This window comes from Pacificibacter marinus (assembly GCF_900109555.1).
Classification (GTDB): domain Bacteria; phylum Pseudomonadota; class Alphaproteobacteria; order Rhodobacterales; family Rhodobacteraceae; genus Celeribacter; species Celeribacter marinus_C.
Map to the genome: position 1 here is coordinate 166,215 of NZ_FNZV01000001.1, position 14,537 is coordinate 180,751.

The following is a 14,537-nucleotide window of genomic DNA, read 5'->3' on the forward strand; positions in this document are numbered from 1 at the left end:
AGTTAGCGAATGGCGCGCCCATCGCCGGCGCGAAAGAAATGTAGCTTGTCCAAATCGAAATGGATCTGACGGCGCTCGCCCGGCTCGGCGCGTGTGCCCGCAGCCACTTGGCCTGTAAATTTCGCCCCTGCCGCAAGACCAATCAACATGGTGTGCGGGCCCAAAGGTTCGATATCGACCACTTCAATCTCGACAGATGGCCCTGTGCCGCCCGTGTCAAACGTATGCTCAGGACGAATACCCATAACGCAAGGCTGCCCCACGTATGAGATCAAGGCAGGCACACGGTCTTTTGGCAAAGCAAACTGTACGCCAGCAGGTCCGCAAAAATGCAAAGTGCCGTCGATGTCTTCGATCTGCCCATCCAACATATTCATGCTGGGCGCTCCGATAAAGCCAGCTACAAACTGGTTTGCGGGGCGTTCATACAGCGTGATCGGATCTGCGGCTTGTTCAATCACACCATCGCGCAGCACAACCACGCGGTCCGCCATAGTCATCGCTTCGACCTGATCGTGGGTGACATAAACCATCGTGGTTTTAAGACGGCGGTGAAGTTGCTTGATCTCAACCCGCATCTCGACCCGCAGCTTGGCATCCAGATTGGACAGCGGTTCGTCGAACAAAAACACATCGGGGTCACGCACAATCGCGCGGCCAATGGCGACACGTTGACGTTGGCCACCAGACAGTGCTCCAGGCTTGCGGTCTAGGTAATCGGTCAGGTTCAAAATACGGGCAGCATTGGCGATGGCAGCCTCGGCTTCGGGTTTGGCGACACCGCGCACTTTCATGCCATAGCCGATATTATCGCGCACACTCATATGCGGGTAAAGCGCGTAGCTTTGGAAGACCATGGCACAGTTGCGCAAACCGGGGCGCAAGGTGGTGACATCACGATCACCGATTTTCATTGTGCCGCCCGATTGGGTTTCCAATCCGGCAATCATACGCAGCGTTGTTGACTTGCCACAACCCGATGGGCCGACAAGCACAACGAACTCCCCCTCTTCAATCTCAAGGTCCATGGGCGGGATCACTTCAACGGCCCCGTAGGATTTTGTCACGCTGCTCAGTGTTATATTTGCCATTGGGATGTCTCTTTTATTCGGTAAGCATGTCGGGAAAGTACCGCCCGCCCCGCGAAAGGCGGACGGCACCAGTTGTCTTGCCTCTGCGTTACTGTACAGGCAAGCCCATAGAGGCGCGGTATGCAGCAAGCTGGGTGTCACGACCGAATGTTTCGGTCAATTCATTCCAACCTTCGGCAACGATATCCAGAGCTTCTTGAGCACTCACATCGCCAGCAAGGGCGCGTGACAATTCGATTTCAAGAATTTCTGTGTACGAGAAATACCCCGGCAAACGCATGTCCAATGCAACGTTGTCAGCTGTGACAGCATCGCGTTGAGCACCCAAGTATTCTTTGGCTTCGCGGTCTGAGAACAACTCAGACCAACGATCCAAATTGGTGGTGTGCGAAATACGATAAGGGTTTACGCCTGTGCCGCCTGTGACCGCAGCAACACCTGACACGTCTGGGCTCGACAGGTATGAGATGAAATCCCATGCGGCCTCTTGGTTTTTCGAACTTTTAGGCACAGCCGCCTGCCAGCCACCAAAGGCCATGAAAGACGTATCAACGGGGGCATCAAAGCTGTCCCATGCGCCTGTCTTGTAGTTGTAGACCTCGGTCGAGGATGGCAACACCGCCGATCCCACATTGCCTGATACAGTCGATTGCTTTGGATCTGCCGCGATCACGCCCGTGTCACCCCAGCCGATAGATTGCGCCACTTGACCGCCAGCAAAGGCCGCGTTGACTTCGCCAAACGAAAAGTTAAGCGCGGATGGCGGTGCCAATTTTGACGTGCGGATGTATTCCTCAAGGCCGCGCACCCATGCTGGGTTGTTGACTTGGGCGTCCATCGTTTCAGGGTCAAAGAACATCGCCCCTGGCAGATCGGGGTGTGATGCATACGCGGCAACGTGGCTGAACAAGAACCAGAATTGTTGCCCCCCACGACGGTACGCTTCGGCTGTGCCGTACACACCATCCACGTCATTTTGGAAGAACTCGGCGATATCCAAGTACTCATCCCATGTCGCAGGAACAGCCAGATCGTGACCGTATTTTTCTTTGAACGCTGCTTTGTTGGCTTCGTCTTCGAACAGATCGATCCGGTACGTGTATGTGTGAACGTCGCCGTCCATCGTTTGTGACAACACTTCGCCGTTCCAAACCATCAAGGCTTCGCGGTATACAGGCGCGATGTCCATCCAGTCTTCGCCTTCTTGATACTTCGCAGGCATCGGGGTCAAATACGGCGTGAAATCAGGCGCCCATGCCGGTGCAAACGCGATGACGTCAAACGCGCTGTCGCCGGCAACCAAAGTGGTCACGATTTTTGGGTAAAGCTCGGACCATGGGAATTCCACGACCTTTACAGAGCCACATGTTTTTTCCGCCCAACCTTCAGCAGCCAATGCCAGCGCCGACGCGATGTAGGGGCCGGTTTGTGTGGTCGCCGTAATTTCGACGCCTGTGTAATCTGGGGAACAGGCCATCGCCGTTCCCGCAGCCATGATCAGCGCAGCTGCGCCCACCGTTGTTTTAAGTTTGTTGGTCATCTTATTTCTCCTCCTCGAGAAAGCCCCTCCCTAGGGCCGTTGCAATAAACTATTTCACAGCGCCGCTCAGCAGCCCTGATCGCATGAGCCGTCCCAACAGCCCCGCGACGATGATCATCGGAACAATCGCAACAAGTGCAGCGGCTGAAATGGCCCACCACTCATCACCGCGCTGGCTGTTTTGACCCGCAATCAGCACGGGCAAGGTTTGCCATTCCGAGTTGGTCAAAAAGAGCGCGAACAAAAATTCGTTCCATGTAAAAGCCAAGGTGATCACAAAGGTGGCGATCAAACCGGGGCGTGACATTGGCAAGACAATGCCAAAAAAGATCCGCCAATGTGGTACGTTGTCGACCATGGCAGCCTCTTCCACCTCAAGTGGCAGTGCCGATATAAAATCGCGCATCAACCAGACCACGATGGGCAGGGAAAAGGCGACATACGCCAGCGTCAGCCCCAAATAGGTGTCGGTCATTTTAAAGCCAAGTTTGCCCATTTCCGTGTAGAGCAGGAACAGCGCAAAAGCGACGACGATAGGCGGAAACAACCGCTGACTGACGAACCAAAACACGATGTCATCATTGCCCAAAACCTTGCCCGGCAATGGGAATCTATTGGCAAACACCGACAGCGCCAGCGCACCTGTAAAGGCGATAATCGACGCGCTTGCAGGGGCAATGCCCAAGACATCACGCCCCAGTAAAAAGCCGCCCATCGCAACGACAAAGAACAATACGCCAGACAACAACCGCACTTTGAACGGAAAACGCACCAGCGCATAAGCCGCCATCGCGCCCAGCAAAGTGGCAAACATCGCAGAGGACACCGCGACAATGGCCGAAGACCAAAAGTTTGAATAAAACTCGCCACGCAGGCCAGACAAAAGATCGGTCCACGCCTTTATCGTTGGCTGAAAATCAACAAAGGGCAGATACGTCGGCCCGCCCACAACATCAGGCGGCGCTTTGAACGATGTAATGGCGACCCAATACAGCGGAAAAATGGTGAATAAAAACCAAAGGCACAAAGCCCCAAAAGCAAGCCAGCGGCGGTTTCCAGACAGATCACGAACGCTCATTTGTACTTCTCCAAGTAAGGTTTTAACAGAGCGAGATACACAAGGCTCAGGATCAAAACGACAGCAAGGAACAAGAAACTCAGTGCCGAAGTGTAGCCAAGGTTGAATTTCTTAAAGCCCTCTTGATAGGCAAACAAAGTCAGGGTTTCCGTGGCGATCCCCGGCCCCCCGCCTGTCATCACAAACACCGTGTCGATGATTTTAAAGCTCTCAACGATGCGAATGAAAATGACCGCGGCAGAAATCGGCAACATCATCGGAAATGTGATCGACCAAAACTGCTGCCAAGACGACGCGCCTTCAAGTTCGGCGGCCTCATACACATCATCAGGTAGGCCTTGCAGACCCGCCAAAATCAATAGGATGACAAAGGGTGTCCACTGCCAAATCTCAACGGCAATCAACGATCCCATCGCCCAGTTTGCTTCTGTCAAATAGGGTAAATTTGGAAAACCAAAAAATGTCGCAACCTGATTGAGCGGCCCCATCGAAGGGTTCAAAATTTGCCGCGCCACCAGTGCCACTGCGACAGGTGCGACCAACATTGGCAACAAAAATGCTGTGCGGAAAAAATCAGCGCCACGCACTCTTTTCACCAAAGCCAGCGCCACGCCAAACCCAATCACGAATTGAAAGGCAACCGATATAAACGCGATGATAGACGTGGTTTTCACCGTTTGCCAAAATCGTGGATTGCTTAACAAATCAGCGTAATTATCCAACCCGACAAACCGCGCAGGCATCGGCGGGACCAACCGCAACGACATGAAACTGTTGGCCAAAGAATAGATCAGCGGAAAAATGGCCATAGCCAAAACCACCAAGAAAGCTGGCCACAAAAAGAAATACTTAATCGGGTCATCGCGGTTCATGCGCGGCCCTCCGATATGCGCAAAAGGGCGTCGATTTCATCACGGGTGGGCATGGCAGGTGCCGTGCCACGGCGCGTGACCGCGATCCCCGCTGTGGCACAGCCGAACTGCACCGCGGCTTCGACTTCTAGCCCTTCTGAAAGGGCCGTGGCAAATCCGCCGATAAACGCGTCCCCTGCCCCAGAAGTATCAATCGCTGGCGCATTTGAAATCGCAGGGATCAAGCGGCTTAAAGTGGGCGAATGGATGTAGACGCCCTTTTCGCCCAACGTGATCAACGCGGTTTTTACACCCAGTTTTAGGAACTCTTCGCCTGCGCGACGCGCGTCTTGTTCGGTTTCAATCTCGAATCCGACAATCGCGGCGGCTTCGCTTTCATTGGGCACGAAATAGTCGGTCAAACCATAGCACGCCGCATCAAATGGATTGGCTGGCGCAGGGTTGAAAACAGTTGTCACCCCTGCAGTCCGTGCGATTTGCAACGCTTTCAATGCCGCCTCGGCAGGTTGTTCTAGCTGCGTGACAAACACGTTCGCCGCTTCAATCACATCGCGGTGCTTTTCGACATCCGCTATGGAAATTGTGCCCGCTGCCCCCGGATAAACGATGATGGCATTGTCGCCTGTTTCGTCATTTACAAAAATAAACGCCGCCCCAGATGGCATATCGTCCATCACTTCGATCTCGGCGGTCACGCCGGTTTGTTCATAAATCTCAAGTGCCATCTTGCCGAAAGGATCATTGCCGATCTTCGAGATAAAGTGCACGTCAGCGCCCGCACGGCCCGCTGCAACAGCTTGGTTTGATCCTTTGCCGCCGGGGCCTAGCGAAAAGCCACTGCCAGAAATCGTTTCGCCAATTTTCGGCATCCGGCTTGCGAGATACGCCGTGTCTGCGACATAAATTCCAAGGATCGCAATCCCCGTGCCTCGTGCTTGTGTTTGTGTTTGCTTGTCCATAACGTCCCTCCTCCCCTAGGTGCGTTTAAATGAGGTGCCTTAAATTATGCTCCGTAAGGCACCCAAATATTTTTGACCTGAGTGGCATGCCGCAAGAAATGCTCGCCCTCAGCATCTGGACTGTTCCAGTCCCATGCGCGGCCATTGTCCGTAAACGTCCGTTTCAGATTGCTGACAGACAACTGTTCAACAGTCCGCGCCAGTTCCGCCGACCCAAACGCCCAAAGCGCGTTGACGTCATTGTGCTTGGCCAACTCGGCCCCCAATGCGTTTGGATCACCCGTGACAATGTTCAAAACGCCTGCAGGCAAATCGGATGTTTCCGCGACTTGATAAAAATCGGTCACAGAAAACGGATGCGGCTCTGACGGGATCGCGACAACGCGGTTGCCAGTGGCAATCAAAGGCGCCACGGCGGATACGAATCCCAACAAAGGCGCCTCTGGTGGGCAAATAACCCCGGCGACGCCAATCGCCTCAGGCACAGCCAAAGCCAAACCCCGCATCGGCGGCATATGCACCGTGCCCTCATATTTGTCGGCCCACGCGCCATAGCTGAACAGGCGCGCGATGGATGCAGCAACTTCGGCCTTGGCTTTATCGGCTTTCACACCGGTCATATCGCGCAGACGGTCGGCAAATTCATCGGCACGCGCCGATAGGTTTTCACCTAAGTAAAACAAGATTTGCGCACGGTTGTGTTGTGACTTCCCACCCCAGCTTGCAGCCGCACGTGCCGCCTCAACCGCGTTGCGAATGTCTTTGCGGTTGCCCAGACCAACAGCACCCAAAACCTGCCCATTGGCCCCCACAACTGATGTGGAATGATTGCCATCAGGGCGTGCCTGTTTGCCGCCGATAAACAGCTTGGCGGTGCGATCAACCGCATCCAGAGCAAAGCCTTTAGGTTTGGCGGGTGCGACTGTTTTGCGTAGTGCAGCTTTGGCAAACGCACGTGGGCGCAAGTAATCATAGCACCCTTCACGGCCGCCCTCGCGACCAAAGCCGCTTTCTTTGACGCCACCGAAACCAACGCCTGCATCCATGACATTTGTGCAATTGACCCAGACGATACCCGCCTCAACGGACGCGGCTAAATCCAAGGCTTGGTTGATGTTTTCGCTCCAGATACTCGCGGACAACCCATAGCGTGAATGGTTCGCCAACAGCACAGCTTCGTCTGGTGTGCGGAATGTCATCGACACAGCGACAGGGCCGAAAATCTCTTCGCTTGCTGCCTCTGCAGTGGATGGCACATTGCACAAAACAGTCGGCGGATAATACGTACCGCCCTCTGGCAGCGCGACATCAGCTTGCAAAAGCTGCGCGCCCTGTGCGACGGCACGGTCCACCATGCCTGAAATGCGCGCCCGTTGATCGGCGTCGATCACTGCCCCCATATCGATGGTTTTGTCGAGAGACGTCCCAACGCGCAACCCCTGCATCCGTGTGTTCAAACGGGCGTAGAAATCGGCTGCGATGCCTTCTTGCACCAAAATACGTGAGCCTGCACAGCACACCTGACCTTGGTTGAACCAGATCGCATCAACGACGCCTTCAACTGCGGCATCCAAATCTGCATCTTCGAACACGATAAAGGGCGACTTGCCGCCCAACTCAAGCGTCAAAGACTTGCCACTGCCCGCAGTTGCAGCGCGGATTTTGCGCCCCACGTCAGTTGAACCTGTAAAGGCAACCTTATCAATCCCCTCATGACCCGCCAAAAACGCGCCAGTTTCGCCCTCGCCCGTCACGATGTTGAGCACACCGTCAGGCAGCCCAGCGGCCTGCGCCAATTCGGCAAACAAGAGCGCTGTCAGCGGTGTGGATTCTGCGGGCTTCAAAACAACAGTGTTGCCAAGCGCTAATGCAGGCGCGATTTTCCACGACAACATCAAGAACGGGAAGTTCCAAGGAATAACCTGACCAATCACACCCAAAGGATCGTGGTTGGGGAATTGGCTGTCTTGCAACTGCGCCCAACCCGCGTGGTGATAGAAATGACGCGCGGCCAAAGGAATGTCGATATCGCGGGTCTCGCGGATCGGCTTGCCATTATCAAGCGCCTCGACCACGGCAATCAAACGCGCGTTGCGCTGAATGATCCGCGCCAAAGCGTAGAGTTTCAAAGCACGTTCATGCCCTGACAAAGCCGCCCAACCTTTTTGAGCTTTGCGTGCGGCTGCAATCGCAATGCCTACATCGGCCGACGTGCCGCGTGATACCTGTGCCAGAACCTTGCCTGTGGCAGGCTCAAACGTGTCAAACCCATCAGCAGGGTCCGTGAATTGCCCCCCAATAAAGTGGCCAAAACGGTGATCATGTGCGGCCAACCAATCGCGGGCAGCACTGTCGTCTTCGTTGCTTGGGGCATAATCCATAGTATCAAAATAGCTCGCTACACTCATTGTCATCATCCAATCGGGTGGCGGTTGAGGGCACTGTAGGCGCCAGTTGTCCGGTGTTCGAGCTGACGCTCAATATCAGCCAACAGCGACGACGCGCCGATGCGAAACAGGTTTGGCTCTAGCCACTCACGGCCAAGCTCTTCTTTCATCAAGGCAAAATAGGTCAAAACATCTTTCGCCTTGGACACGCCTCCAGCAGGTTTGTACCCCACTTTGACGCCGGTCATGGCCTGATATTGACGGATCGCGCGCACCATTGTCAGAGACACGGGCAAGGTGGCATTCACCGCCTCTTTGCCTGTCGAGGTCTTGATAAAATCAGCCCCCCCCATCATGCACACAAGACTGGCTTTCGCGACATTGCGCAGCGTTTTAAGATCGCCTGTGGCAAGGATCGCTTTGACATGCGCATCACCGCATGCAGCGCGGTACTCTTGCATCTCAGTGTACAGCGCCTGCCAGTTTCCGGTCAGCACATGTTCGCGAGTGATAACGATATCGATTTCTTCGGCACCATCCGCCACCGATGCTTCGATTTCGGCCAACTTCGTGGCGTGCGGACTTAACCCTGCTGGAAATCCGGTAGACACCGCCGCGACAGGAATACCTGTGCCCTGCAGCGCATCAACAGCTGCAGCGACAAAACGGTGATACACACACACCGCGCCCGTGGTAATGCCACGATCGCTCATGCCAAGCATATTCAAAATATCGGGGCGTATGGGCTGCGCGGCCTTGGCACACAAGCGACGCACGCGCCCCTCAGTGTCATCGCCGCTCAACGTCGTCAGATCGATACAGGTCACAGCTTTCAGCAACCACGCGCTTTGCGCATCACCTTTTACAGCACGACGCCCTGGCAGCGCAGCAGTGCGACGCTCAGACGCCGAGCGATTGACGCGCACAGCATTGATTGCACCAAGATCCAGCGGCATGCCGTCATTGCGACGCTCATGGGGGGCAACCGGAACCACATCTGTGGATACTCGGGTCAGTCTTGTTTCGGACATATGATCCTCATCTCACCTCGCGTCCCACAACTGCGGTTCGCTTCCTCTTACAAAAAGGTTATTATCGAATAGCGTTGCGATTGCAACTATTTTTTGTTATCTTTGTAACATTAACGTCGGAGCCTGATCTAATGACAAACGAACGCTCAACGGGCCGCGCACCCGCAAAGAAAGAAGCGCGGCTTCAACAGTTGCAAGAAGCGGTGCAACATAACAAAAGTTTGCACGTTCGCGATGCTGCAGAGCTGTTGGATGTCTCAGAAATGACGGTGCGCAGAGATCTGCGCGAGAATGAGAAAACCTTTCATTTCTTGGGCGGTCACATCGTTTTGGCCGATGCAGGACTGCGACGTGCACCTTATGATCTAACTGAGGCAGCAGATTTAAACGAGGCGGCAAAACGCGCCGCCTGTGCGGCCTGCATCCCACTTTTACGTGCTGAAGAAACGCTTTTCATGGATTGCGGCACCACCCTGCCCCACCTTATCAGTTTGATTCCAAATGATATGAAGCTGACAATAATATGTTACGCTCTTAACACTGCGGATATGGCGGTGCGCAAACCAAACGTCAAATTGGTGATGTTGGGCGGCGTCTACAATGAACCCACAGCCTCATTTTATCCGGTAGAAGAAGACGGCACGCTAGACGCCTTTGCCATCAACCGCGCCTTTATATCTGCCGCCGGCGTCGATCCGCGTCTTGGGGCGACCTGCACCACCTTTCGTGAAGCCGCATTGAAACGCGCGGCCATGGCGCGGGCGCAAGAAAATCTTCTAGTGGTCGACAGTTCAAAATTCGGCCAAGTGAAACCAGCCGCCATCGCCGCCTTGTCCGATTTCGACCAAATCGCCACCGAAGATGGTTTGATCAGGCCAAGCAGCCTGTTGTCATGATCTTTAAAACTTAAAATGCAAAAGCCGCCCCAAAGGACGGCTTTCAAACTCAGACTTGCACTGCACGATCTGTGCGGTCAAAACCGCGAACGATCCGCTTTATACCGCCTCGATCGCCACAGCGATGCCTTGGCCGACGCCAATACACATCGTCGCCAAAGCGCGTTTACCGCCTTTAAGCTTTAATTCAAGCGCTGCAGTGCCCGCGATACGCGCGCCGGACATGCCCAAAGGATGCCCCAAAGCAATCGCGCCGCCATTTGGATTGACCCGAGGATCATCGTCCGCAATGCCCAGATCGCGCAGAGTGGCCAAGCCTTGTGACGCAAAGGCTTCATTCAACTCGATCACATCGAAATCATCAACGGTCAGATTCAAGCGCGCCATCAATTTTTTGGACGCGGGCGCAGGACCAAAACCCATGATACGTGGCGCGACGCCTGCTGTGGCCCCGCCCAAAACTTTCGCAATCGGTGTCAGTCCGTGCTTTTGCGCGGCCTCGCGTGTCGCCAAAATCAACGCAGCAGCCCCGTCATTCACACCAGACGCATTGCCTGCCGTCACAGTCCCGTCAGCTTTTACAAAGGTCTTGAGCTTTTGCAATTGCTCCAACGTGGTGCTGGGGCGCGGGTGTTCGTCTGTATCGACAACAATCGCGTCGCCACGGCGCTGCGCAATCGTCACGGGGGTGATTTCTTGCGCCAAGCGACCGCTTTGCATCGCCATGCCAGCTTTGACCTGCGATGCCAGAGCAAACACATCTTGATCCGCGCGATTGATGTTGAAATCCTCGGCTACGTTTTCCGCCGTCTCAGGCATGGAATCCACACCATGCGCGGCCTTCATCAGCTTGTTGACAAACCGCCAACCGATGGTGGTGTCATGTACTTCCGCGCTGCGCGAATAGGCAGTCTCGGCCTTGGGCATCACAAACGGCGCGCGCGACATGGATTCCACGCCGCCGACCACGACCAGTTCCATTTCGCCCGCCTTAATCGCCCGCGCGCCCGTGATCAGCGCATCCATGCCCGAACCGCACAAACGGTTCATCGTTGTGCCTGGCACAGTGTCAGGATATCCCGCCAATAACAATGACATACGCGCCACGTTGCGGTTGTCTTCACCCGCTTGGTTGGCGCAACCAAAGATCACTTCGTCAATTGCTGACAGGTCCAAATCGGGGTTGCGCGCAGCCAAAGCTTTCAACGGCACAGCGCCCAAATCATCGGCGCGCACCGAAGCCAAAGCTCCACCAAAACGCCCAATTGGCGTGCGGATATAGTCGCAAATATAAACCTCAGTCATGTTCAAAGCTCCGGTACACTTAAATCGGCTACAGGACCATCTGTGTGCAATGTAGCGCCTGTGAGCGCTTGCAATTCATCCATGGAAATATCGCTCAGTTTTTCACGTAACACGAATTTTCCACCCTCGATATCCACCACCGCAAGCGAGGTATAAACGCGTGTCACGCAACCCACACCCGTCAGCGGGAATGTGCAGGTCTCGACCAACTTGGGTTTGCCATCTTTGGTGACGTGATCTGTGATCACCGCCACGCGTTTGGCGCCGTGGACCAAATCCATCGCGCCCCCCACGGCTGGCACACCTTTTGATCCGACACGCCAATTGGCCAAATCGCCGTTTTGCGCAATCTGATACGCGCCCAAAATTGCCACGTCCAAATGCCCGCCACGCACCATTGCAAAACTATCGGCGTGGTGAAAAAAACTAGCGCCGGGTTTGAGCGTGATCGCCTTTTTACCCGCATTAATCAGATCCCAATCCTCGGAACCCTCGGCTGGTGCTTGACCAAATCCAAGCACGCCGTTTTCCGTGTGAAACACAGCTTCGCGCCCCTCGGGTTGGAATTTCGCGACCATTTCAGGAAAGCCGATCCCAAGGTTTACATAAGCCCCATCTTCGATATCTTGCGCCGCGCGCCACGCGATTTGGGCATTGGTGAGTTTTGTATAGGTCATCAGTGAACGGCTCCTGTGCGCACGAGAATTTCTTCTTGTTGGGGTGATTTCACCTCGACCACGTGATCAACGAAAATACCGGGGGTGATCACCTGTTCGGGGTCAATGCCGCCAGCCTCGACCAGATCAGATACCTGTGCGATGGTCACATCTGCGGCCATGCACATCAGCGGATTGAAATTGCGCCCTGCCAAACGGTAGGTGAGGTTGCCGTGTTTGTCCCCAAGCTGGCCTTTGACGATGGCAAAATCAGCTTTCAACCAGCGTTCTTGCACGTAATGCTTGCCGTCGAATTCTTCAGTCGGCTTGCCGATCGCCAATTCGGTGCCAAAAGATGTGGGCGTGTAAAAAGCTGGAATGCCTGCCCCCGCCGCGCGAATGCGTTCGGCCAATGTGCCTTGGGGCACCAATTCCAATTCGATTTCGTCCGCAAGGAATTTTTCGTTAAACGCTTCTGCATTGGATGAACGTGGAAAAGAACAAATCATCTTTTTGACCATGCCAGCTTTGATCATCGCTGCGATGCCAACAAAACCATTGCCCGCATTGTTGTTGATCACAGTCACGTCTTTGGGGCTTCCGGTTTCGCGAAACCGATCAATCAAGGTGTGGATCAACTCAATCGGGCTGCCAGAGCCACCAAAGCCGCCGATCATCAACACCGCGCCATCGTGAATATCTGCGACAGATTCGGTCAAAGTGGAAATGGATTTGTCCATGCCGGTCTCCTGTAAAACAAGCGCCCAGACAGATTCTGGGCCTTGGACAAACCCTACCCCTATGGTGAAACACGCGACAGCAATTTGTTCGCATATTGACCTTTGTTCAAATAGAGTTAAATTCTGTGCGCATGTTGAACAAACCCACAGATCATATCGCCTCTTTCGCCAAAGGCCTGCGCGTTATCGAATGTTTCGGTGCGGACAGCCCACGCTTGTCCATCGCTGAAGTCGCCCAGATAAGTACCCTTGACCGCGCCACTGCACGCCGTTGCTTGTTGACATTGCATCACGAAGGCTATGCGGATTATGACGGAAAATTCTTTACCCTGACGCCGAAAACCCTGCGGTTGGGCATGGGGGCGCTGGCGTCCCTGCCCTTGCCGCAAATCGTGCAACCTTGGCTCGATCAACTGGCAGAACAAATTGGGCAAAGCTGTTCTGTTTCCATTTTGGATGCAGGCGAAATCGTATATTTGGCACGTGCGGCACAAACCCGCGTGATGTCCATCGGGTTGATGCCCGGATCACGCTTGCCCGCACATTGCACATCAATGGGGCGGGTTTTACTGGCGGCATTGCCTTTGCGAGATGCCTGCGCGGTGATTGATCAGGCAGATTTAAGCCCGCGCACCGCGCATAGCTTGACCGACCCGACCGAAATCATGGCGCGTGTGGCAGATGCCAAACGCGATGGCTATGCGGTGATAGATCAAGAGATTGAAATGGGCTTGCGGTCTATTGCGGTGCCCGTTTTCAATGCCCGCGGATTGGTCGTGGCCGCCCTCAACACTGGGATGGCCGCGACACAAAATTCAGCACAAAATTTGATCGACACCTACCTGCCGGCATTGTTAAAAGTGCAAGCTGGCCTGCAACGCGTACTGTAACGCGACAGATTTAATCCGCTGCGCCAATCCGCTCAATCCGCGTGCATAAATCAATCGCAGCGGCCAATCCGCGCCCTGTGGCTTGCGCCATTTGAGGCAAGAGCATCCATTCCAAAGACCACGCAGCACCTGAGCGCTCTTGTTCATGGACAAGCGATTGATGCATCCCGCTGATTTGGGTCGCATTGAACCGCGCCAACGTGACCAAAAGTTCTGCCAAAACAGGGTTTTGTTTGTGCGGCATCGCAGATGACCCACCGCCGCCAGACATGCGCAATTCGTCAATGCCTTGCTGCGCCATCAGGCACATATCTTGGCCAATTTTGCCCAATGTGCCTGATACCAAAGACAAAAATGACGCGTATTCCGCCACGCTATCACGCATGGCATGCCACGCTTTGTCATTTGGCGCGAGGCCCAAGGCCTTAGCCACATCTGCAACAACGGCATCAGCATGTGCGCCCAAAGCTTTGCGATCCCCAGACGCCCCTCCAATTTGCACCACCTCAACACGCGGGCGCAGTTGATCCAGACGTTCCAAGTGGGTCGCCACGGGACGACGCCATGCCTCAATACGATCACGCACAGTAATCGGCGTCGCGGCCTGCATCCGCGTGCGACCCATCATCGGGCGGTCACCGAATTTGGCCTCAAGCGTTTTCAAAGAAGTCTCAAGTTCCATCAAACGGCCCGCGATCAAAAATGATGTTTCGCGCAGGGTTAGAACCAGCGCTGTGTCCACCACGTCTTGCGATGTCGCGCCTTTGTGAACCGCGCCGGCATCCGACACAGTCGTGCCCGCAGCAGCTTTCATCTGCGCGACCATACGCGGGATCGGAACCCCGTCTTTGCCCAACCCAGCGCGAATGTCATCCACATCAAACGACATGGCTTCAATCGCTTTGGCGGCCGCTTCGCCCACATTTTTGTCGCCCAAAACATGCTCGCCCAAAGCGCGGCTCCACGCAGCCTCAAAGGCAGTCATATGGGCCAGTTGTGTGTCGCTCGACCAAATATCAGCCATCGCATCATCAGCAAAAAGCCCGCCGAGCCAAGGGTGGTCAAAGGCGCTTGTGGTCATGGATCATATCC

Annotated in this window: 13 protein-coding genes; 2 read left to right on the top strand and 11 right to left on the bottom strand. The window is 54.7% G+C overall.

The window, feature by feature from the left end; genetic code table 11:
• Positions 1-2: 2 nt before the first annotated feature.
• The 7 genes from BM025_RS00765 to deoC all read right to left on the bottom strand — a co-directional run bounded on the left by BM025_RS00765 (position 3) and on the right by deoC (position 8,958).
• On the bottom strand, positions 3-1,091 hold the full coding sequence (locus tag BM025_RS00765; RefSeq protein WP_085847382.1) for an ABC transporter ATP-binding protein: 1,089 nt from the start codon (positions 1,089-1,091) through the stop codon (positions 3-5).
• 88 nt (positions 1,092-1,179) lie between these two features.
• Positions 1,180-2,631, bottom strand: coding sequence for an extracellular solute-binding protein (locus BM025_RS00770; RefSeq protein ID WP_085847381.1), 1,452 nt, complete (start codon positions 2,629-2,631; stop codon positions 1,180-1,182).
• 49 nt (positions 2,632-2,680) lie between these two features.
• Positions 2,681-3,709, bottom strand: coding sequence for a carbohydrate ABC transporter permease (locus BM025_RS00775; protein ID WP_085847380.1), 1,029 nt, complete (start codon positions 3,707-3,709; stop codon positions 2,681-2,683).
• Positions 3,706-4,581, bottom strand: a complete 876-nt coding sequence (locus tag BM025_RS00780; RefSeq protein ID WP_085847379.1) for a carbohydrate ABC transporter permease — start codon at positions 4,579-4,581, stop codon at positions 3,706-3,708. The genes BM025_RS00775 and BM025_RS00780 overlap by 4 nt, the downstream gene beginning before the upstream one ends.
• On the bottom strand, positions 4,578-5,540 hold the full coding sequence (gene rbsK / locus BM025_RS00785; protein ID WP_085847378.1) for a ribokinase: 963 nt from the start codon (positions 5,538-5,540) through the stop codon (positions 4,578-4,580). The genes BM025_RS00780 and rbsK overlap by 4 nt, the downstream gene beginning before the upstream one ends.
• 44 nt (positions 5,541-5,584) lie before the next feature.
• The gene (locus BM025_RS00790; protein WP_085847377.1) at positions 5,585-7,948 is read right to left on the bottom strand and encodes an aldehyde dehydrogenase family protein; all 2,364 of its coding nucleotides are present in this window, start codon (positions 7,946-7,948) and stop codon (positions 5,585-5,587) included.
• Positions 7,949-7,953: 5 nt separating this feature from the next.
• Positions 7,954-8,958 (bottom strand): deoxyribose-phosphate aldolase, encoded by a 1,005-nt coding sequence (deoC, locus tag BM025_RS00795; RefSeq protein WP_085847376.1) that lies wholly within the window; start codon positions 8,956-8,958, stop codon positions 7,954-7,956.
• Positions 8,959-9,089: 131 nt separating this feature from the next.
• Between deoC and BM025_RS00800 the strand changes: the two genes are divergently transcribed.
• Complete coding sequence (locus BM025_RS00800; protein ID WP_085847375.1) at positions 9,090-9,854, top strand: DeoR family transcriptional regulator; 765 nt, start codon at positions 9,090-9,092, stop codon at positions 9,852-9,854.
• A 99-nt stretch (positions 9,855-9,953) separates the two neighbouring features.
• Here the strand turns inward: BM025_RS00800 and pcaF are convergent, their stop codons facing one another.
• From pcaF to BM025_RS00815, 3 genes are read right to left on the bottom strand one after another with little or no spacing between them, the layout of a single operon-like run.
• Positions 9,954-11,159 carry a 3-oxoadipyl-CoA thiolase gene (gene pcaF, locus BM025_RS00805; RefSeq protein ID WP_085847374.1) on the bottom strand — a complete coding sequence of 402 codons (1,206 nt, stop codon included), beginning with the start codon at positions 11,157-11,159 and terminating at the stop codon, positions 9,954-9,956.
• Positions 11,160-11,161: 2 nt separating this feature from the next.
• Positions 11,162-11,836: a 3-oxoacid CoA-transferase subunit B gene (locus BM025_RS00810; RefSeq protein ID WP_085847373.1), complete on the bottom strand. Its 675-nt coding sequence runs from the start codon at positions 11,834-11,836 to the stop codon at positions 11,162-11,164.
• A complete protein-coding gene (locus BM025_RS00815; protein ID WP_085847372.1) occupies positions 11,836-12,555 on the bottom strand; it encodes a 3-oxoacid CoA-transferase subunit A in 720 nt (239 codons plus the stop codon). The genes BM025_RS00810 and BM025_RS00815 overlap by 1 nt, the downstream gene beginning before the upstream one ends.
• A gap of 131 nt (positions 12,556-12,686) precedes the next feature.
• Here BM025_RS00815 and BM025_RS00820 point away from each other — a divergent pair, with 131 nt between their 5' ends.
• On the top strand, positions 12,687-13,445 hold the full coding sequence (locus tag BM025_RS00820) for an IclR family transcriptional regulator domain-containing protein (protein ID WP_085847371.1): 759 nt from the start codon (positions 12,687-12,689) through the stop codon (positions 13,443-13,445).
• A 10-nt stretch (positions 13,446-13,455) separates the two neighbouring features.
• On the opposite strand, the gene BM025_RS00825 is transcribed toward BM025_RS00820, so the two are convergent.
• Positions 13,456-14,526 (bottom strand): 3-carboxy-cis,cis-muconate cycloisomerase, encoded by a 1,071-nt coding sequence (locus BM025_RS00825; protein WP_085847370.1) that lies wholly within the window; start codon positions 14,524-14,526, stop codon positions 13,456-13,458.
• Positions 14,527-14,537 lie beyond the last annotated feature (11 nt).